At 33.7% G+C, this 21588-nt stretch carries 17 protein-coding genes; 8 read left to right on the top strand and 9 right to left on the bottom strand.

Annotated features, from left to right (window positions below):
- Positions 1-5: 5 nt before the first annotated feature.
- The gene (locus tag BSF42_RS20415) at positions 6-674 is read right to left on the bottom strand and encodes a DUF4271 domain-containing protein (RefSeq protein ID WP_095954945.1); all 669 of its coding nucleotides are present in this window, start codon (positions 672-674) and stop codon (positions 6-8) included.
- 106 nt (positions 675-780) lie between these two features.
- Here BSF42_RS20415 and BSF42_RS20410 point away from each other — a divergent pair, with 106 nt between their 5' ends.
- The 3 genes from BSF42_RS20410 to BSF42_RS20400 are packed head-to-tail and all read left to right on the top strand — an operon-like array spanning position 781 to position 3355.
- Positions 781-1506: a polyprenol monophosphomannose synthase gene (locus BSF42_RS20410; RefSeq protein WP_095954944.1), complete on the top strand. Its 726-nt coding sequence runs from the start codon at positions 781-783 to the stop codon at positions 1504-1506.
- 10 nt (positions 1507-1516) lie between these two features.
- Entirely contained in the window at positions 1517-2857 is a 1341-nt protein-coding gene (locus tag BSF42_RS20405) for a dihydroorotase (protein ID WP_095954943.1), read from the top strand.
- 9 nt (positions 2858-2866) lie between these two features.
- Positions 2867-3355 (top strand): DUF4296 domain-containing protein, encoded by a 489-nt coding sequence (locus tag BSF42_RS20400; protein WP_095954942.1) that lies wholly within the window; start codon positions 2867-2869, stop codon positions 3353-3355.
- Here the strand turns inward: BSF42_RS20400 and BSF42_RS20395 are convergent.
- Positions 3350-4351: an NAD-dependent epimerase/dehydratase family protein gene (locus BSF42_RS20395; protein WP_095954941.1), complete on the bottom strand. Its 1002-nt coding sequence runs from the start codon at positions 4349-4351 to the stop codon at positions 3350-3352. The genes BSF42_RS20400 and BSF42_RS20395 overlap by 6 nt on opposite strands.
- A 191-nt stretch (positions 4352-4542) precedes the next feature.
- On the opposite strand from BSF42_RS20395, the gene tyrS reads away from it, so the two are divergent.
- Positions 4543-5838 (top strand): tyrosine--tRNA ligase, encoded by a 1296-nt coding sequence (tyrS, locus tag BSF42_RS20390; RefSeq protein WP_095954940.1) that lies wholly within the window; start codon positions 4543-4545, stop codon positions 5836-5838.
- 367 nt (positions 5839-6205) lie between these two features.
- Positions 6206-6550 carry a hypothetical protein gene (locus tag BSF42_RS20385; protein ID WP_095954939.1) on the top strand — a complete coding sequence of 115 codons (345 nt, stop codon included), beginning with the start codon at positions 6206-6208 and terminating at the stop codon, positions 6548-6550.
- Between the two features lie 146 nt (positions 6551-6696).
- Here BSF42_RS20385 and BSF42_RS20380 read toward each other — a convergent pair whose 3' ends face one another.
- From BSF42_RS20380 to BSF42_RS20365, 4 genes are all read right to left on the bottom strand, one after another.
- A complete protein-coding gene (locus tag BSF42_RS20380) occupies positions 6697-7677 on the bottom strand; it encodes an acyl transferase (protein ID WP_172426732.1) in 981 nt (326 codons plus the stop codon).
- Between the two features lie 139 nt (positions 7678-7816).
- Complete coding sequence (locus tag BSF42_RS20375; protein ID WP_095954937.1) at positions 7817-8155, bottom strand: T9SS type A sorting domain-containing protein; 339 nt, start codon at positions 8153-8155, stop codon at positions 7817-7819.
- A 197-nt stretch (positions 8156-8352) separates the two neighbouring features.
- On the bottom strand, positions 8353-9552 hold the full coding sequence (locus BSF42_RS20370) for a hypothetical protein (protein WP_095954936.1): 1200 nt from the start codon (positions 9550-9552) through the stop codon (positions 8353-8355).
- Positions 9553-9693: 141 nt separating this feature from the next.
- Positions 9694-12444: a TonB-dependent receptor gene (locus BSF42_RS20365; RefSeq protein ID WP_095954935.1), complete on the bottom strand. Its 2751-nt coding sequence runs from the start codon at positions 12442-12444 to the stop codon at positions 9694-9696.
- A 235-nt stretch (positions 12445-12679) separates the two neighbouring features.
- Between BSF42_RS20365 and BSF42_RS20360 the strand changes: the two genes are divergently transcribed.
- From BSF42_RS20360 to BSF42_RS20350, 3 genes are all read left to right on the top strand, one after another.
- Positions 12680-13363 (top strand): response regulator transcription factor, encoded by a 684-nt coding sequence (locus BSF42_RS20360; RefSeq protein ID WP_095954934.1) that lies wholly within the window; start codon positions 12680-12682, stop codon positions 13361-13363.
- A 222-nt stretch (positions 13364-13585) separates the two neighbouring features.
- Positions 13586-14671 (top strand): cell wall metabolism sensor histidine kinase WalK, encoded by a 1086-nt coding sequence (locus tag BSF42_RS20355; protein ID WP_095954933.1) that lies wholly within the window; start codon positions 13586-13588, stop codon positions 14669-14671.
- Between the two features lie 163 nt (positions 14672-14834).
- Complete coding sequence (locus BSF42_RS20350; protein ID WP_095954932.1) at positions 14835-16145, top strand: porin; 1311 nt, start codon at positions 14835-14837, stop codon at positions 16143-16145.
- A gap of 3 nt (positions 16146-16148) precedes the next feature.
- On the opposite strand, the gene BSF42_RS20345 is transcribed toward BSF42_RS20350, so the two are convergent.
- From BSF42_RS20345 to BSF42_RS20335, 3 genes are all read right to left on the bottom strand, one after another.
- The gene (locus tag BSF42_RS20345) at positions 16149-17219 is read right to left on the bottom strand and encodes a glycosyltransferase (protein WP_095954931.1); all 1071 of its coding nucleotides are present in this window, start codon (positions 17217-17219) and stop codon (positions 16149-16151) included.
- Positions 17220-17432: 213 nt separating this feature from the next.
- Positions 17433-17987, bottom strand: coding sequence for a hypothetical protein (locus BSF42_RS20340; RefSeq protein WP_095954930.1), 555 nt, complete (start codon positions 17985-17987; stop codon positions 17433-17435).
- Positions 17988-18050: 63 nt separating this feature from the next.
- A complete protein-coding gene (locus BSF42_RS20335) occupies positions 18051-21485 on the bottom strand; it encodes a hypothetical protein (protein ID WP_095954929.1) in 3435 nt (1144 codons plus the stop codon).
- Between the last annotated feature and the right edge of the window lie 103 nt (positions 21486-21588).

Genomic DNA, 21588 nt, shown 5'->3' with positions numbered 1-21588 from the left:
ATTTTCTAAGCACTCCCTTTTGTTATCCAATAATATAGAAAATAATAAGGGGCTATTTCAAGAGCGCAAAGATACAAAATAAAATAAAATAACTTACCGATAATTACGTTTTGATATGTTTTAATTGAAATAAAGTAAGAGTATACACTAATACACAGCGATATACCAATGATTACAAGCGGTATGATTTGTGGAATATTATTGTAATAGAACAAAATTGCATTGATTGGAAGGATCAAAACGCCTATATAGGTCCTATAAGTTACTTTTTGTAAGTTAAATAGTTCTACAAAATCGTCAATATTGAAAGAAGCCGCTACAATTTTCTCAATTAAATACTTTCCTAAAATGAAATAAAGAAGAAAAGTTGCAATCTGGATAAACAAAATCCAGTCGGTTTTAGACGCCTCTCCAAAAATGTTCATGGTAAGCAGAATAAAAAATGAATACGAAACAATTTGTACAAAAAATAAACCAACCGTAAAGCTGCTTTTTAAATGGTTGTTGTCGCGATAAATTTTAGCGTATTTGTCAGAAAAAATAAGTTTACTAAATTCACTGAATCTAGTTTCATAAGCAGATTTTGTCATGGCAACAACAGCAAAGGTCAGCACAAACAAAAATGTTGCCCAGTCTTTGTTTTCAAGAATTCGAGGATGAAGTTGTTCAATCATAGCGTTACAAAATTAGTAATTTTTTGATGCAATACTTTTATTATATATTTATTATGAATCAAATGCTATAAAAAGTTTACTTTTGCGGTGAAATTACCGAGAAAAAATGAATGATAGTATTGTCATAATTCCCACATATAACGAAATTGAGAATATAGAAAGTATAATAAGAGCAGTACTTTCACAGCATAAATCTTTTCATCTGCTGATTATTGATGACAATTCTCCTGACCATACTGCAAATAAAGTAATTGCATTACAGGAAGAATTTCCTGAGAGACTTTTTTTAGAACAAAGAACTAAAAAATCAGGTTTAGGAACAGCATATGTTCATGGCTTTAAATGGGCTTTAGAACGTGATTATCAATTTATTTTTGAAATGGATGCTGACTTTTCACACAACCCAAATGATCTTGAAAAATTGTATGATGCCTGCCATTTTGGTGGTGCAGATCTTGCAATTGGTTCTCGTTATGTAACTGGGGTAAATGTTGTCAACTGGCCTTTGAGCCGCGTTTTGATGTCGTATTTTGCTTCTGTTTATGTAAAATTTATTACTGGAATGAAGATTCATGATGCAACTGCAGGATTTGTATGCTACAAAAGAGAAGTTCTGGAAAAAATCAATTTAAATAAAATCAAATTTGTGGGGTATGCATTTCAAATCGAAATGAAATACAGAACATACTGTGCAAAATTTCAAATTACAGAAGTTCCTATTATCTTTACAGATAGAACAAAAGGAGTTTCTAAAATGAGTAATGCTATTATTAAGGAAGCTATACTTGGAGTAATTTCGCTTAGATTAAGAAAATTAGTCAATTCATTATAAACCAGCCATCATGAACAGGATTTTAATAAAAAATGCCAAAATTGTAAACGAAGGGACAATTTTTGAAGGGGATGTTTTAATAGAAAATGATTTGATTGTTGAAATTGCAGACAGCATTTCGTTAAAAACATCAGATTGTATTGTAATAGATGCTGAAGGCAGTTATTTAATGCCGGGAGCAATAGACGATCAGGTTCACTTTAGAGAGCCGGGATTAACGCATAAAGGAGATATTGAGTCTGAATCTCGCGCAGCTGTTGCGGGGGGGATCACTTCTTTTATCGAACAGCCAAACACAGTTCCGAATGCCGTTACTCAAGAAATTTTAGAAGATAAATACCAAATTGCAGCTCAGAAATCATTTGCGAATTATTCGTTTATGATGGGTGCAACAAACGATAATCTGGAAGAAGTTTTAAAAACGAATCCAAAGAATGTTGCAGGAATTAAAATTTTCCTAGGTTCTTCAACAGGAAATATGCTGGTGGATAATGAGGCTGTTTTAGAGAGAATTTTTTCAAGTACACCAATGTTAATTGCGGTGCACTGTGAAGACGAAACTACCATTAAAAATAATCTTGCTGCTTTTAAAGATCAATACGGAGAAGATGTTCCAGTAACGGCTCACAATTTAATTAGAAGTGCTGAAGCTTGTTATATTTCTTCTTCAAAAGCGGTAGCTTTGGCGAAACGCACTGGAGCAAGACTTCATATTTTCCATCTTTCCACTGCGAAAGAAATGGAATTGTTTACGAATAAAATTCCGTTAGAAGATAAAAAAATTACTGCTGAGGTTTGTGTGCATCATTTGTGGTTTACAGATGAAGACTACAAAACAAAAGGTAATTTTATAAAATGGAATCCGGCAGTAAAAACGGCAGAAGATCGTGCTGAACTTTGGAAAGCTTTGAATGACGGACGAATTGATGTAATTGCTACAGATCACGCGCCTCATACAAAAGAAGAAAAAATGCAGTCGTATTTAAATGCGCCTTCTGGAGGGCCGCTTGTACAGCATGCTGTTGTGGCAATGTTTGAAGCACATCATCAAGGAAAAATAAGCGTAGAAAAGATAGTGGAAAAAATGTGCCACAATCCGGCTAAGATTTTCAAAATTGAAAAAAGAGGATTTATTAAAGAAGGATATCACGCCGATTTGGTTATTGTAAATCCAAGTTTGCCTTGGAGTGTAAAACCAGAAAACATTTTATACAAATGCGGCTGGTCGCCTTTTGAAAACTTTACTTTCAAATCTAGAATTACGCATACTTTTGTAAACGGGGAATTAGTATATAATAATTTCAAAGTAAAAGATACAAGAGCAGGTAAAAGATTATTGTTTGACAGATAAAAAACGACTATGAAGAATTTTATAGTAATACTACTGGTTTTGTTTCTTTCTATAAGCTGTAAAAAAGAGATCGTAAAACAACCTGCAAAGCTTATCGACAAGGAGAAGATGGTCGATATTATGTACGATTTGTCTCTTTTGGAAGCAATGAGGTATCAAAAACCATTGTCCTTAGATTCTGTAGATAGTGATCCGACAAAGTTTATTTTGAAAAAATACAAAGTAGATAGTCTGCAGTTTGCACAGAATAATATGTATTATGCTTCTGATTATGAGAGTTATAAAGATATGTTTGATGCCGTAAACAAGAGATTGGCCGTGAATCAAAGAGCAGCAGATTCTCTGGCGAAAATCGATGAGAAAAAAGCAGCAAAAGAAAAGAAAAATAAGCCTAAAGAATTGAAAGAAGTTTCGAAAGATTCAGTTAAAAAAATAATTTCAAAAATTAATATTGATTCTATAAAAAAGGCGCAAAGAATAAATAGAAGAAAGTTATAGTTTAGAACTTTCTTTAATATATTGATGAATATCTATAAAAACCGTTCCTAGAGCGGTTTTTATTTTTTCATTACTGTAGAGATTTTTAGAGTACGAAGCTTTTGCAGTTGCTTTGGTAATGCTTCTTTGTCTGAAAAATAAAGTTGAAAATATTCCGTCAGTAATCCATAATAGGTTCATGAAAAAAGGTTTGGCATGAATATGGGCTCTTTTTACTTTTAGAGTGTCTGCAACGGTATTCAAAATATCCCTGAAAACAATATTATCTGAGATTAATGTAAAACGCTCATTTTTGATGACGCTTTTCATTAATTCAAGAGTAGTTTTTACAACATCATCAACAGAAATAAAACCAGTGCTTCCGAGTGTGTAGAACGGAAGTCCTTTAGAAACTTTTTTATATATTTCGACACTTCCCTCCTCAAAAATAGTCATCATTTGTATCGGCGGTAAAATAACTCCGGGGTTTACAATGATAACATTTAAACCTTCCTGCAGTCCGCGCCAAACTTCCATTTCTGCACCATATTTAGAAATGGCGTAATCGCTGTGCGGTTTTTCTGGATTCCAGTCTGTTTCTTCTGTGATATAAGTGTCGTGCGGTGCAATATCTCCTAAAGCAGCAATTGAACTGATGAAGCAAAATTTTTCTACTTCTTTGGCAATCGAAAAATTGACCATGTTTGCAGTTCCTTCAATATTTGTTTTTCTAAGCTTTTCTTCCTCTTTCGGATCAAATGAGATTAAAGCGGCACAGTGATAAACATGTGTAATATCAATAAAGGCATTTTCAAGAGAGGGAACGTCTAAAATATCGGCTTCAAGCCAATTGATTTTTTCGAATAAATGACTCTTTTTGTAAAAATCAAAAACCGATTTTGTTTTGTCGATTTTGTTTTGACTTCTATAAACAGCCCGAACATTTTCTCCATTTTCAATTAAATGAAGTAATAAATGTGCGCCGACTAAACCAGTTCCTCCAGTTACTAATACCATTTTGTAAAGATAAGTTTTTTGGTTTTTGCCGCAAAGGCACAAAGGCGCAAAGTTTTTTTTGTTTTGCTGTAAAGATACATAGGCACGAAGTTATTGTTTTAATAATATTTGTGCCTTAGCGCCTTAGTGGCATAACTTTTTGTGATTGCGCCTGCCATTGATTATATTTGCGCAAATTATTTTATAAAAAAATGAAGAATCTAGTTGAAGAATTAAAATGGCGCGGGTTATATCATGATAGTATGCCTGGAACGGAAGAACAATTACTAAAAGAGGTTACTACTGCGTATATTGGTTTTGATCCAACGGCAGATTCACTGCATATCGGAAGTATGGTTCAGATTATTTTATTGGTTCACCTAAAGAATTTCGGACATAAGCCGGTTGCTTTGGTTGGTGGAGCTACAGGAATGATTGGTGACCCATCTGGTAAATCTGATGAAAGAAATTTGCTTGATGAAGAGGCTTTGGCTAAAAACGTAGCAGGAATTAAAAGTGTTTTGTCTCGTTTCTTAGATTTTAATTCAACCGAAGCAAATGCACCAGTAATGGTAAATAATTACGATTGGATGAAAGAATTCTCTTTTATCGATTTTGCACGTGAAGTTGGAAAAAGAATCACCGTAAATTATATGATGGCTAAAGATTCTGTAAAAAAGAGATTTAGCGGAGAAGGCGAGGGAATGTCTTTTACAGAGTTTACATACCAATTAATTCAAGGTTACGATTTTTATCATTTATATAAAAACAACAACTGTATTCTGCAAATGGGAGGTTCTGACCAATGGGGTAATATTACCACGGGAACAGAATTAGTGCGCAGAATGGGTGGCGAAAATGCAAAAGCTTATGCTTTGACAACGCCTTTGATTACAAAAGCAGACGGTTCTAAATTCGGAAAATCTGAAGGTGGAAATGTTTGGTTAGATGCAGATAAAACTTCTGTATACAAATTTTACCAATTTTGGGTAAATACAACAGATGTTGATGCAGAGAAATATATTAAAATCTTTACTTTCTTAGAAAAAGAAACAATTGATGCCTTAATCGAAGAACATAAAACCGCTCCGCATTTAAGAGTTTTACAAAAGAAATTAGCAGAAGAAATTACGGTTTTTGTTCATAATCGTGAAGAATTAGAAAAAGCAATTCAGGCTTCAAATATTTTATTTGGAAACTCAACTGCAGAGGATTTAAAGCAATTAGACGAAGCAACTTTTTTAGAAGTTTTTGATGGTGTCCCGCAAGCTGAAATCGCAAAGGTGGATCTTGAAAACGGATTGGATATTGTTTCTGTTTTAAATGAGAAAACGGGTTTCTTTAAATCAAACGGAGAAGCGAGACGTGCTTTGACAGCAAATTCTATTTCTGTAAACAGGGAGAAAATTAAAGAAGATTTTGTATTGACAGCAAATGATTTAATCAATAATCAGTTTGTGTTATTGCAAAGTGGTAAGAAGAATTATTTTGTGATTAGAGTTGTTTAAGTGTTTATTTGTTTATTTGGTTAAACGTGTAATTGTTTAATCGGAGTTTTTGCGATTAAACTTAGAAACATTTTATAATATCAAAAATCCCAATGACTCAAAAAGTTGTTGGGATTTTTTTATTTAAAAAGAGCCATTCATTCGGTAGGAATGTTTCGTTGGCAGAACTAAAATTTGGATTGTGTTTTATAAGTTCCGTAGGAACGTTTGGTTTACAGGAGAGATTATGTTGTGTAAACAGTAGATAGTTGTTCCTACAAGACACAATGTAAAATAATATTTTTTTTAACCGATAATATATTCCATTTGTTCTATGAAAATGTAAATGTTTTTTTAGTAAGTTTATTTCCTTAAAATAGAATAAGATATGATTGGAATTTTACTCATTTATTGGATATGGAAAGCATATACCAACTTGGCTATTGAATATGATAAAAATAAATGGACTTACTTTTTTATTGGAGTAATTGCTTACTATGGAAGTACAGCTATTGCTGGATTTGTGGTTGGTCTTTTTTCTGTTTTTATTAATGGTATAGATTCTACTGAAGGAGAGAGTTATATCAATCCAGGCTGGAATATATTTTTTGTTCTGTGTGGAGCATTAGGATGCTACGGTGTTTTCAAGCTTTTAGAAAATAAAGTTCAAAAGGAAAGAGCCATGGCGAAAAAAGAGGGAATAGAAAGTATTGGTGTAAGTGATGAGAATTAGTTTCTTCGTTTTGTTTAATTGGTTAACCGTTTTATTGTTTAATCGGAATTTTTACGATTAATCGTTTAATCAAAAAGTGAAAACACGATTAAACGATTAAACAAATCAACAATTAAAAGATTAACTAAATCAACGATTAAACCATTCTAAAGAACCATCAAATTACAGCCGCGAATATCAGAATTATCAAAACGTCCTAATACTTCAAAAGAGTTGTTGGGATTTTTTTTGCCTAAATCCTGTGTTGCGATAAAAGAACAGGAATTTATATTGGCTAAATCAATTACGTTTATACCGCCTGTTTTTCCGTCTTTCACGTAAGTGAGCGCGTCTTCTGGATCGCGAACTAAAATGTTCATCCAAGAAGGACATTCGAAAACACCATCACCTAAAGAATACGCTTGTGCCAGAAGTTCGGTCATTCCGTATTCTGAATGAATTGACGATACTCCAAAGCCTTTGCAAAGTTGTTCGTGTAATTCTTCACGAATCATTTCTTTACGTTTTCCTTTCATTCCGCCAGTTTCCATGATAATGGTATTTTGAAGATTGAAAGATTGTTTTTCGATCAAATCCAATAAAGCGTAAGTAACACCAATTAAAATTACATTTTGACCAGCATTGTCCAATTCAATTAGCTTTTGGGTAAGTTCTCCGTGGTTGTGTAAATAAAACCCACTTTCAGGCTGATTAGAGAGTTTTATTAAATCTTCAACCATATAGATTAACGAAGAGCCTCCGCGTTCTAAATAAGACGGCAAAAGGGCTAAAACAACGTAATCTTCTATATTGCCATAAAATTGAGAAAATCCTTTACGGTAACTCTCTTCATATAGTGTGACATCTGTTACCAAATGTCTGCTGGTAATTATTCCCGTAGTACCGCTGCTGGTAAAAGTTACCTGTGCAGGTTCGTTATTAGAAACCACATCATGGCTTTTAAAAAACTGAATAGGTAAAAAAGGAATTTGCTGCAATGATTTTACCTGTTGTGGATTGACTTTTAAAAAATCACAGAAATCGCGATAAACTTTATTGTTCTCGTGCTGAAAACGAAACACTTTTAGTGCTATTTTCTCAAATTGTTTCTGACTCGAAATGGTGAATATATCGCTGGCTGTGATCAAAACTTTTTTTTGCAAAGATATTGTTTTTAGTTTTCAGTCGCAGTTTTCAGTCACAGTTTTCGATTCTGCTAACTGAAAACTGTGACTGAGTATTGTAAACTAAAAAAAGCTCCTAAAAAGGAGCTTTTTTTTCTATGTTTTACCGAATAATAAGCTTTCGGGTTGCCGATGCGTTTTGTTCGCTTATTTTAATTATGTATACACCAGGAGGTAATTCTGAAACATTTAATTCTCTTGATGTTAAATGTGCCTGAAGTACTTTTTTTCCTAAAATGTCAAACACAATAATTTCCTTCTCTAAATCGTTTTTAGATGATATATAAACTTTACCATTCGTTACGGGGTTAGGATACAAACTTAAACCCTCAATAGAAGTAGATTCCTGAGGTTTTGGTAATTGCCTGCTGTCTTGCGCCGAGACGCTTACAGAAAAGAAAAATGCCAATAAGAAAGTAATATAAAAGTAGTTTTTTGCCATCGCATGTATTTGATTATTGTAAATATACAAAAAAAATTACAAAAAGTACGCCAAAAAAAAACATCCTAAATATTTAGGATGTTTTTTAACATTTATATTCGAAGTTGTTGCAGATCAAGTATATCATTAGTATAAAATGATATAAAAAAAAACACCCTAATTATATTAGAGTGTTTTTAAATATGTTTGTCTTTAGATTATAGACCTTTTGTCCATCCAGCAGTCCAAGTTGGAACTCCTGATCCGTTTCCTGCTCCAGTTGCAGTTGCAGATTCTGTGAATAATTTAGAAATATCTGGAGTTACTCCCGTTACTGGAGTTGTAGCAGTAGCTTTTGATTTAACTGTTACGTCTTCGAATTTCACATTAGTAGCCAATAAATCAGTTCCAGTGTATGAGATACTTTCATCATGTTGAACGTCGAAACCAGTTTTCCAACCTTTTAATACAACGTTGTCAAATTTACCTTTAGTACCAACTCTTAATTTGAAAGCTTGAGATTCTGCACTTGTATCATTTACACCAGCTCCAATTAGAGTAAGGTTTTTGATAGTTGGGAAAGAAATTGGAGTAGCTAAGTGGTTGTTAGCGTTGTTGTCAGCTTCGATACCTCTGTTACCAGCGTTAGTTCTGATTCCGTAGAAGTTTTCACCTGTTCCATTCCATCCTTCAGTCCAGTCAAATAAATCATCACCAACAGAAGCAGCATCTTTATTAGAAACTACTAAGTGAGTAGCGTTTACAGTTCCACCAAACCACTCGAATCCGTCATCTGAACTTTCAAAAACTTGTACATAATCTACAACAGTTTTATTTCCAACTCCGAAGAAAGAAATACCATTGAATTCTTTATCACTGCTGTAAGAGAAACCTGGGTACTCAATTCTTAAATATTTGATTGATCCAGAGTTGTCAGCAGCATCAGTTCCTCCGTATGCTAACTCAGAAACTTCCGCAGTAGCTGTTGAACCAATGTTTTTGTTGATTGGTGCTTTTCCGCAAAGTACTAAACCTCCCCAAGCAGCAGGTTTTTTTACTTCTGAAGTCATAACTACAGGGTTTGTAGCAGTTCCTTGAACGTCGATTTGTCCTCCTTGAGCAACAGCAATATATCTTACTGCTTGTAATTGGTCGGCTGCTAATGCAGTTGCTTCGATAATAACTCCAGGTTTAATTGTAAGCTTTGCTGTGTTTTTAACTACTAATTTTCCTGTAAGTTTATAAGTTCCAGATTCTAAGATAACCTCTCCACTGTTGATTTCTCCTTGTAAGTTGTCTCTAACTACTACGAAATCTGATGTTGGTACGTCATTTTTGTCATCACTAGAGCAAGATGTTGTAAGTGTTGCAAGCGATAATGCCGCTAAACCGAAAATTGTTGAAATTGTTTTTTTCATTACTTTTTTAATTAGTTTGTGTTTATGCAAAGATTAGAACTTAAGCCTGAATCAACGTTAAGCTGTTGTAATCTATTTGTTATTTGTTTTTTATTGGAATGTTAAGAAATTGATAACTCAACATGTACTTTTATGCTGTTCTTAGAATTGGTAGTTTACTCCTAATCCTAAATTGATTCCTTTTTTGTAGTCGAAAACTAAAATGTCTCCACCTGCATTTTCTTGAACTCTTTTAAATTCTGGGTTCAAAAGGTTTTTTGCTCCAAAATCAATTCCTAAATTTTTGTTCAATTTTGTTTTGAAAACAAGATCTAAAGATCCCATAGCTTTGTCTACTAAATTTCCTTTTCCTTCGTTTCCAATGGCATAAAGTTTGTCAGAATAATGGTTGTAAGCTAATGTTGCCATAATTCCAGAGTCATTTCTGAAGTTTTTAGTATACGATAAATCTGCATTTAAAATCAAATCTGAAGCTCCTGTGAAACCAGAACTGCTATCTGTAGTATTGATGCTTAATCTTCCGTCCGTTTCTTCTCTTACTTTGTCAGCATCAATATCTTGGTGGGTTTTCATTAGTGAAGCATTAAAACCAAAAGAAAGTTTATTAGTGTATTCACCTTCTATTTCAAAGATGTTTTTTCTTGCTTCCAGCTCCACTCCATATGCGTATCCACTATCTCCAATATTCACGAAAGAAATGTCATTTGAAGAAGAAGCAATAATGATTTGGTTAATTGGATCTAAAATGTATTTTCCAAAGGCAGTAACAGAGAATAACTCTTCGCTTTTAGGAAACATCTCCCATTTAAGGTCAACATTATAATTCTGAGAAGGATATAAACTTGGATTACCAAGTACAGATTCCATTACATCTTCATAAATAAACAAAGCGCGTTCCTTAAATTGTGGTAATGTATAAGTTTTACTAGCTGCAAAACGAAGATTCTGTTTTTCGTTCAGCTCATACTTTAAGATAGCACTTGGTAAAAACTCATTTCTGTCAAATGTATTGGTTCCTCCACCTGCATCAAGTTGTGTTCTCCAGTTAACTGTTTGAGTAATTTTCTCATATCTAAGACCTAAAACACCACTAAGTTTGTCTGATAATTTGTATTCTATATTACCAAATCCTGCGTGTATATCTTGCTTTCCATCATAAGTTTGAGGAGTCATTCCTGCAAAAGCTGCGGTAGAGAATAGACCGCTTTGATAGTTTGTTTGATTGAAGAATGCGTCTAGATTATTTGGATCTACACTTGTATTTTGTCCAGTCTGGCTTATGTTAAAGTTGAACTGAATAGCTTCAAAATCACGTTTTTTAAATCTACCGTTGTAACCAACTGTGATTTTTCCTTTAGATTCTCCGCTTTCCTTGTCTCCTAATTTGTAACTTAAAGCTAGATTTGCCGCTGCCTCATCCTCTGTAAGATCTTGGAAGTATCTCTGGTTGTCAGTAGTGGTTCTTTGTGCAAGTGTGTATACGTCAGTTGTAGGATTGTGAAACATTTTATTTTGAGTTCTGTCCGGCATACTGCCTTTTACAGTGTTGTATGAAAGTCCCCAGTCCAAATCAATTTTATCAGTTATTTTATCATTTCCTAGAAGCTGATTGATATAAACGGTATTTTGTGTAAACGTACCTCTTTGAATATATAGATCTGCATTCTCATTATCAAAATCACGGTCAGATCCATAATATGTATCTCTAGTTTGATCAGATGTATTTACAAACAAAAAGTTATATCCAATTTTATGGTTTTTATTCAAACGATAATTAGCGTTGAACATACCAGTAGTATTTGTGTTATAAGTTAATTTTTGTTGTTGGAAAGATTTTAATGAAGCTCCTTGAGCATTTACACTTTGAGTTAGTCCTTCTCTAAATTCGTAACCATTTGCAAAACCTGCTGTAGCAAAAAGGCTTAATTTTCCTTCTTCACCAATGTTGAAAGTTTTACCTGCTTTCAGGTTAAAGTTTCCTCCATATGGAGATTCCTTTTTAGGATTTAAACTGTTTTCGAAACTAAAACTAGTTAAAGGGTTGCTAGGAACTCCGTATGAAACAAATCCTGATTTGTTTGGACCTTGCTGCAATAAAAAGTTGCTAGAATTTGATACTGCATTAGTATTAACTTTAGATCCTAGTGAAATTTCAAACATTCCTTTCCCGCGGTAATCTTTAGATATGATGTCAACATTTCCTCCGCCGAAATCACCATACATTTTTGCTCCATATGATTTGTCAATTGAAATATATTCAACGATATCAGTTGAGAAAAGATCAAGTGCAATGTTCTTTTTCTGTGGGTCATTTGATGGAATCGGCAGTCCGTTCATCGAAGTAGTATTGTAACGGTCGCCCAATCCTCTTACGTAAACGTTGTTACTTCCTTCTTGTTTAGAAACACCAGATGTTTTAGCTACAGCTGCAGCAACATCTCCAACGCCTTTTCTAGAAAGCTCCTGTGCACCAATAGTTTGTTTGATGTCAACAGCATTTTTTTGCTCTAAAAGCAAAGCCGTTTCTTTTTGTTTGCTCACTGCTGTCGCTTGAACAACAACATCTTTAAGTGTATAACTTCCAGATGAAAGAGCTTGATTAACCACTACAGTTTCGTCTGCCTTTACAGCAACTGGAGCTTCTACAGATTCATATCCTAAAAAACTAAAAATAAGAGTATAATTTCCTGGATTTACGCTCAACGAATATTTTCCGTCAATGTCTGTGTTTGCGCTAATATTTGTACCTTTAATTAAAACATTAGCAAATGGTAGAACTTCATTGTTCATTTCTTTGTCGGTTAGAACTCCAGAAATTGTACCTTTGTTTTGCGCGATCGAAATCGTACAGATAAATAATGCAATAAATAGAAATTTTAAATTGAATTTCATTTGTTCAGTGTTGTGTTAATTTATTTTTGTGCAAAGAAATAACTGCACCGTGAAGTCGATGTTACCAACTTGTTATGTTTTTGTGTGCTAAAGATTATCAAATTGTTACCAGATTAAATTACCGTTAACACCAATTTTTAAAGGTTCTTTTGTTACTATATTTACCCTGTGAAATAAAAAACATCGGATAAATAATTAAAAAGATTTGATGTAAAAATCTCAATTTTTGCTATTTATGAAAAAAACACAAACTAAGATTTTATTAGTTGACGACGAACCGGATATCTTAGAAATCGTTGGCTATAACCTTGCTCAAGAGGGCTACCAGATTGTTACAGCTTCTAACGGAAAAGATGCTATAGCTAAAGCTCAGAAAGAATTGCCTGAATTAATTATTATGGATGTAATGATGGCAGAAATGGACGGAATGGAAGCTTGCGAGCATATTAGAAAAATTCCTGAATTAAATAATGTTATCATAACTTTCCTTACCGCAAGAAGTGAGGATTATTCGCAAGTAGCTGGTTTTGATGCTGGTGCTGATGATTATATTACAAAGCCAATTAAACCAAAATTATTGGTATCTAAAGTGAAGGCTTTGTTAAGAAGGTTAAAAGAACAAGAAGTTGTTTCGGATACTTTAAATGTTGGCGGAATCGAAATTAACCGCGAAGAATATAAAATCATTAAAGGCAATGTAGAAATTGCTTTGCCAAGAAAAGAATTCGAATTATTTTATCTGCTGGCTTCAAAACCTGGAAAAGTTTTTAAAAGAGACGAAATCCTAGATAAGGTTTGGGGGAACGAAGTGGTAGTTGGAGGACGAACAATTGATGTTCACATTAGAAAACTGCGTGAAAAAATAGGCGAAGACCTTTTTAAAACTATAAAAGGTGTGGGTTATAAATTTGAAGTATAAACACTCTATTGAAATTGCACCATATAATTGATATAAGTTCATTTAATTATAAGGTGTATATTTTGAAATCTAATTTATCTTTGTCAAAGTTCTGAACTTTGACAAAGATTTACTTTTTTACATTGTTTTGTAATTCATAAAAAGTAAGTTTGTTTAAATGAACTTATGTCACTTATATGGTGAAGAACAACCTTTTAATGATTTATTATTTAAATAATATCAATGAAAATTAATTTTAAAAAAACATACAAGTTTGCTATAAAATCGGCATTGTATATAAGCATTTTTTCTACAGGTTTTGTACTGATTTTGATGTCATTATTTTATAAAAACCAATTGAAACATCAAATAGCTTTTGGAATAATTTTCATCATTGCGATCTATATATTCTCATTTTTGGTTTTACAATATCGCGTAGAGCGTTTTATTTACCGAAGAGTAAAAAAAATCTACGATGAGGTTTCATTATTAGAATCTACAACCCTGATTAATCAACCCATTAATACCGATATGGAAACGCTTTCGCGTGAAGTGAAAAAGTTTGCGACAGATAAAAAACTTGAAATCGAAATGCTGGAAATTCGTGAGCAATACCGCAGAGAGTTTTTAGGAAATGTTTCGCACGAATTAAAAACACCATTATTTACCGTTCAAGGTTATGTATCAACTTTGCTTGATGGGGCGATGGATGACAAGAATATTCGGAAAAAATATTTGAAACGCGCCGAAAAAGGAGTAGAGCGTTTGATTTATATCGTAGAAGATCTGGATATGATTACCAAATTAGAATCGGGAGATTTAGATTTGAATATGACTGATTTTAATATTGTGGAACTGATCCAGAATGTTTTTGATTTATTGGAAATGAAAGCCGATAAAAAGAAAATCAAATTGGCTTTTGAAAGTAAAAATGTACAGTCGGTTATCATTCGTGGCGATCAGGACAGAATTCAGCAGGTTTTAGAAAACTTAATTGTAAACTCCATAAAATACGGAAAAGAAGGCGGACTAACTGAAGTTGGTGTTGTAAACCTAACCAAGAAAAAAGTCTTAATTCGTATTAGCGATAATGGAGAAGGTGTTGAAAAACAAAACATTCCAAGACTTTTTGAACGTTTTTACCGAGTAGACAAAAGCGGAACGCGTTCTGAAGGAGGTTCTGGTTTAGGTTTAGCAATTGTAAAGCATATTATTGAAGCGCATAAAGAGAAAGTTTATGTAGAAAGTGAGTTCGGAATTGGTTCAGAATTCTCTTTTACGCTCGAAAAAGCATTCAAAAACACAAAATCTGACGTTAAAAAATCGTAAGGTCATTTTTGCTGAAAGCCTTAAAATAAAGGTCTTTAACGATAAATAAACATTTGGATTTAGTCCATAACATTAAATTTTTATTATAGTAACATCTGGTTAATGATTTCTTAACATAGGTACTCCATCTTTGCATCCTGAAATTAAGGGAATTAAAGAACTAATGATAAAAAGAAAAATATTAGCCGTCTTATTGCTGATTACTTGCGCTGCAAATGCACAAGAAATAAATAAACAGGAAATAAATAAACAGGATGTAAAAAACGAAGTAATTCGTATTTTAGATTCAATCAATAAAGCTAAACTTCCAGATACCAAATCTGGAGTTAGCGGAGAAGAACATTGGTACGACAGAATCTCTTTAAGAGGCTATGCGCAAATTAGATACAATGGTTTATTCTCTACAAATGACAAAGTTTCGTGCGAGCAGTGTGATAAATCTTGGGGAACAACTTCTACCGCTCCAGATGCAAAAGCAAACAACGGCCTTTTTATTCGCCGTGCGCGTTTGGTTTTTTCTGGACAGGTTCATCCAAATGTGTTTTTCTACTTTCAGCCCGATTTTGCCAGTTCGCCAAGTACTGGAATTCAGAATTTCGTCCAAATTCGAGATTTGTATTTTGATCTTTCTTTTGATAAGAAAAAGGAATATAGAGTTCGTGTCGGGCAGAGTAAAATACCTTATGGTTTCGAAAATATGCAGTCAAGTTCACAGCGTCTGGCTTTAGACCGTAACGATGCTATGAATAGTGCAATATTAAATGAACGTGATTTAGGATTATTTTTTTACTGGGCTCCAGCCGAGATTAGAGAGCGTTTTGACATGCTGGTAAAAGATGGTTACAAAGGATCAGGAGATTTTGGAGTATTTGCCTTTGGAGTTTACAACGGACAAATTGCGAATAAACTAGACGGAAATAGAGATTTAAATGTTGTGGCAAGAGTAACTTATCCGTTTGTGATTGGAAGCCAGATTATCGAACCGGGAATTCAGGCTTACACTGGAAAATGGGCATTTACAGGAGAAATTTCATCAGGAGTTATTGTAAATGATCCGCAGTATGTAAAAGACCAAAGGGTAGGAGCAACATTTGTTTTATATCCAAGACCATTTGGAATCCAGACTGAATATAATATCGGAACAGGACCTCGTTATAATACGTTAACTAATACTGTAGACGAGACAGATCTAAACGGAGGTTACGTTCTGTTCAATTATAAATTAGACATCAAAAAACAGCATATTTACCCTTTCGCTAAATTTCAATATTATGACGGAGGGAAAAAATACGAGAAAGATGCCAGAAGTTATGTTGTAAGAGATTATGAAATTGGTGTAGAATGGCAGCCTTTTAAAGCTTTTGAACTTACAGCAGAATACGTAATTGCAGATAGAACTTTTGAAGACAGCGCGCTTCCAATAAACAGACAACAAGGAAATTTATTGCGATTGCAAGCGCAGTTTAACTTCTAAAGGTTAATCTTCAAAAACTTTAAATAACGAATCCCAGTCGATAGTATTTTCAAATTGGGACAATCCTTTAAACGACTTTACTTTTGATAAATCTTCAATCGTAAAGTCGTCTTGCATTGCATACGGTACTAAACTCTCTTCCTGAAGTTTTATCGCCAGATATTCTTGTTCGTATTGCCCGGGAGTTGGAATAAAAAAAGCTTTTTTACCCAATTTTGCCAAATCCATTACAGTAGTGTAACCAGAACGGCAAAGAACAAAATCACTTTCGTTAAAAGTTTGTTCCAGCTGTTTGGAATTCATGAAATTGTAATACGTAACATTTCCTGCCTGCCATTTTTCTTGTGCTTTTTGAACAATTCCCTGTACAAAAACTACTTTACCAGGATACTTTGCTGCTTCTTTCTGCAGTTTTTCGTCCAAGTAAGTACGCTGCGGTTCAGGTCCAGACAGTATTATCATAAGATCATATATTTTTGGCGTATCCTTCTTTTTCATGCGGCTCAGCGGACCAATATATTTTAAGTTTAGTTCATCGCTTTTAATATGACCTAAAGCTCCGGTAAGATTTACTGCATCATTTGTGTCAGGAACCCAGCATTCTGTATATTTTTTAATGAAATATTGATGACATTTGCTTGTAAACCAAGTAGTATTTCCCGTCATCACATTTAATTGATGCGTCATAAAAACAGAAGGAACTTTTCTGCTTAGAACTCCCAATCTATTGTCTGATATAATGCCGTCAATACCGTGTTTTTTAATCCAGTTATTGACCATCTTTTTCTCATCTAAAATAGCAGTAATCATTTTAGGAAGATTTTTAATCAGCTTCCATTTAAAGTTTTTACCATTCTTTGCATATTCAATATGATAAGAAGGCAGCTCTAGAGTTTGTATGTAAGGAAATTCTTTTCGCAATAAAGCGAGCGCGACTCCGTCTGAGGCAATGATCGGAATATAATTATTCTCCTGAAGCGCTTTTATAATAGGAATACAACGAGTTGCATGGCCAAGTCCCCAATTTAATGGAGCGACTAAAATAGTTTTGTTCGCAGAATAATCAATGCTCATTTTTAATGATTTTAAAAACGAAGATAAAGAAATATGTTTTGGCTGTTATTTCGAGGGTATTACTAAATGATTAATTTAAGGTTCTGAGGGACTAAGGAACTAAGGCTCTAAGGTTTATTGGTTCAAATAAAAAAGCCGAACATAAGTTCGGCTTCAAAGTCTTGTGTTAAAACTTAGTCCCTCAGCACCTCAGACCCTTAGTTCCTCAGACTCCTAGTCCTGAATATAAGTCTTATTTCCATTTTTATTAATATAGTATTTACCGCCTCTTGGTCCAGTATATACTTTTTTGCCATTGTATTCACCAGTAACTTTATCCGGAACCGCAGGAGCTTTTTCATTAGTTTCCTTTAAAGTTTTAGACGCTGATTTTTTTGCAGTTGCAGCATCTTTCTTAGCAGCATCAGCTTTTGAAGTCGATTTTTTAGCATCAGCTTTAGCTTTGTCTGCAGCACTTTTAGCTTTGTCAGATTCAGTAGTTGCTTTTTTGGCATCGGCTTTTGCTTTTGCAGCTTCTTTGTCTGCCGTTTTCTTTGCATTGTCAGCAGCTTCTTTTTTGGCTTTTGCCGAAGCCTGTTTTGCATCATCTACTGCTTTTTTAGATTTTACAGCTTCTTTTTTGGCATCAGCCGAAGCTTTGTCTGCGGTTGATTTTGCTTTTTTTGTGGAAGCTTCTGTTTTACTTTTCGCAGTTTTTGAGGTTGTTTCCTGAGCGTAGAAATTAGAAGAGAAAACAACTAATAAACAGATTAATACTAATTTTTTCATAGGGTTATATGTTTAAATTTCAATTAAAATTAAACAATTTATTATCATCTTTTTCGCATCACATTAAAAATATGCGCGAAGCTGGACATTTCCTGTATGAATCGTATTTCCGGTTTCGCTTTTACGGCCTTGATAGTTTAAATTAATATCTAAAAATGACGTAATGTTCTTTTGTAGAAGCAGTTTCCAAACTAAATTGGATCCCGCTTGAAGTCCTTCCAGCATCTGAAAACCGACAGATGAAAATTCATTTCCGTTAAATTTGTTTTCATAAAAAGAAAATTCTCCATTTACGGTTACTTTCTTTTCACCCGCATAAGAAAAAGAAGTTCCAATTCTATTTTGGTCTAAAGTTTCAAAATTTCCAATTTGGTTTTTCTTGTTTTGAATTTCATAAAAGAAATCCAATTTAGTGTTTTTAGAAAACAAATAACTAATCTTTGGCGCAAGCTGCCAGCCTTTAATATCATAATTTTTCTCGTCAAAATCTTCAGAAACTAAATCTGTTTTTACGGTTTTGGTAAAGAGATTAAACAACCAGCTTTTTTGGTACAAATGCGTATATTGAATTTGATGCGAATAATTCCGGACATTCTGCGAGCCGATAGAAAGTAAACTTTTGCCTTTATTGACCAGATAAGAATAGGTAACAGAATGTTTTTGACGGCCTCGGTTGTAAAATAAACTGTTTCTAAAACTCGAATTCAATCCTAAAATGTTTTCTTCTGAAGAATCAAACGGATTAAGTTCTAGTTTTTCGCCTTCGCTTCTCACTTTTCGATCCAATATAAAGGAAGTCTGATTGTAAAAATAAGATAAAAGCTTTTTAAAACTCTTTTCGTTCTGCCATTGCAGCGGATTCAATGTTAAAGACTGCGAAAACTTATTTTGATTGGTTTTAATATAAATCTGATTCGGTAAAAAGATTCGAACATATTTCGCCTGATCCTGAAAAACAGCAATTTCAAATTCCTGCAATTCCTGAATTCCGTTTCCATTATAATCATTCCAAGTGTAAACACCTTGCCCTGTTGGAACTTCTACATAGGTAAATTCCTGTTGTGCAATGGTTCCAGAACTGGTTTCGTAAGCCGTTCCAATCTGCATTAATTGGTTAAAAAAACGATCGTTATATAGTACTCTCGAATTTAAAGAAGGTTCATTTTTTCTAGTGTTATCTGTGAAATCTAAATTTCGGTAACTTGCATAAACCGCTAAGTCTGTTTTTTTATTTTGAATCAATTTCGATTTTAAATAATACGTCTGCGAATTATTTACGTGCTGCAATAATCCGTTTTGCAAACTGTCGTTTCGTCGTTGTAAAAAACCAACTTCAACAAAAACTTTGGTACTGTCGCCGCGCCCGGTAAATACGCCATATTCGGAGAATCTTTGGCTTAAAGCCGAAAACTGATCGGTAATTTTATCTTTTTCCTGATTGTCTTCTAACTGCATCGTTCCTCCAACCCAGTTTTTTCCAAAGTGATATTTGGTTCTGGTTTGGTTTCGAATGAATTTGGAAGTTGAAGCCGTTGCATCAGAATTCAAGAAACTTCCGTTGTTTTCAATTGTCCAATTTTTTATTTTGAAAAGAGCAGTTGTAGTATGTCTCACACCCGTATAACTTTCACTGAAATCTAATTTCTCAAATTGATAGGTTATTAATCCAATATTAGACGTTTCTTTTTTAGAATATAAATCAAAATTTAAACCTGTAACCAAAAGACTTTGATTACCCAAAAGTGTTCCCGTTAAATTCCAGTCGCGGTTAAATTCTATATTATATAAACGTTCAACCGATTTGAAATTTTGCTGTACATATTGATAATTTCCAAAAACATCCAGATTCCAGCTTCGAGAAAAAAGACGTTTTTTAAGATTAGTTTTAAAAGCCACACCTTCATTATTGCCATCGTCAACTCCAGAAAATAAGTTTTGATCGTTGTTGCTCACAGCCAATTCAAAATCAACCAAAGTTTTTTCATTCGGATTGTATTTTCCTAAGAATGTAGCAACCTGAAGTTTAATTGGTGCGACAAGCTGTACAATTGGTTCATAATTTCCCTGCAGAATCCCATTAATCGGTTCCACATATTGGTAAATACGTTCGACGGAATTGTTGTTTTGAATGATGTAACTTCCAGCATTGGCGCCCACAAGGCTAAACCGTACATTATATAAAACATCAGCTGGATTATTAGAATATTCATAAACTTCAACCGAATTTACAAACGTTTTTTTATACAAAATTTTGTTGTCTGCATAAGCGTCTTCGTAGGCAGAAGGCGCTTTCATTAAATTAATATCATCGCCGGCTTCACTTAAAATCTGAACTTGGTCTGTAGAAAGATTTTGCTGTAAAGGCTGATTTTTTAAATCGTTTTCCGAATAAATGTAACCGCCAAAACTCCAATTTTTATTTTCGTGTGTAGCGCCGGCATACGTTACAAGTCGGTTATAATTGCGTTCCGAATATTGGTATTCCACATTAATCCTCATTTCTGAAGTAATGGTAAAAAGCGAAGTAAAAACAATTTCTCCCGCATTGTAGTCAATTACATAATCGTTGTTTTCACCGCGTTTTAATAAAACACCGTTTACATAAACACGCTCAGAACCCGAAATCACGAGAACATATAATTCGCCGTTTTGGCCTTTCAATTTATACGGACCTTGATTTCCTTCCTGCCCTGTAAAAGTACTCTTGGCATATTGTCCTTTTACAAATGCAACCGAAGCGAAAACATTGGTTTTGCTTTTTTCAGTATCAAGATCAAAACTGGCAGAAATTCCCTGTACTTTTTTATTGAAGCTTAAAAACTGGGTTTTCCGATTTTCTAAAAAGACATCGCCGGCGCGAATATTCCAATCATCGCTGAAAAGTTCCATAAAAATATTATCAAACTGATCGAGTTTTTGCGAATAACCGCCATCTTGAAGCGGAATATTATTGTCTTGAAGAGAAGCCCGCAAGCTGACTTTTTCTGAAATTTTACCCGTAATCTGTAAATCCAAATTAGAGTTTAAAACAGTGCTTTGATTATTTCCAATGGTAATGCCGCGCGTAATGCTTCCAGAAGTATTTAAGCCGTCAAAAGGTGTTACTTTTTTTGCATTTGCATTGTTGTCTATTCGATACAATTTATCGGTTCCAACGTCGCCGCTTACAATTTTTTCTGATTTGTAAAGACTGTATTCTTTCGTTAAAAAATCGGGATACTTAAGGTAATTGACAATTAAGGTATCTGAAGCCGATTGAAAATTTTCATTTAAAAGTAAAAATCCTTTTTGAAAATCAACTTTGTAAAAAGTCGAATCAATTGGTTCGTTTTTAGTATTTAAAATTTGAAAAAAACTCGAATTAATGCTGACTTTTTCCAGTCGAATGGTGTCTTTGGATGTTACTATTTTTTTGGTTCTGTACAGCGTTTGAGTTTCCTGAGCCTGAAGCGCAGAAAACCAGATCAAAACCGTCAAAAACAGTAATTTTTTCAACATAATACTTTAACTCTCAAAAGTCAAAAGTAGTATTTATAATTGGGAAAATTAGTTTCCGCTGCGCCTTGATAATTCAGAATAAATTCTAGAGAATATTTATTGA

Origin of the sequence: Flavobacterium sp. ACN6 (assembly GCF_002304005.1) — a bacterium.
Classification (GTDB): domain Bacteria; phylum Bacteroidota; class Bacteroidia; order Flavobacteriales; family Flavobacteriaceae; genus Flavobacterium.
Note: the sequence above shows the minus strand (reverse complement) of the source record. Positions and strands in the feature narration are given on the sequence as shown.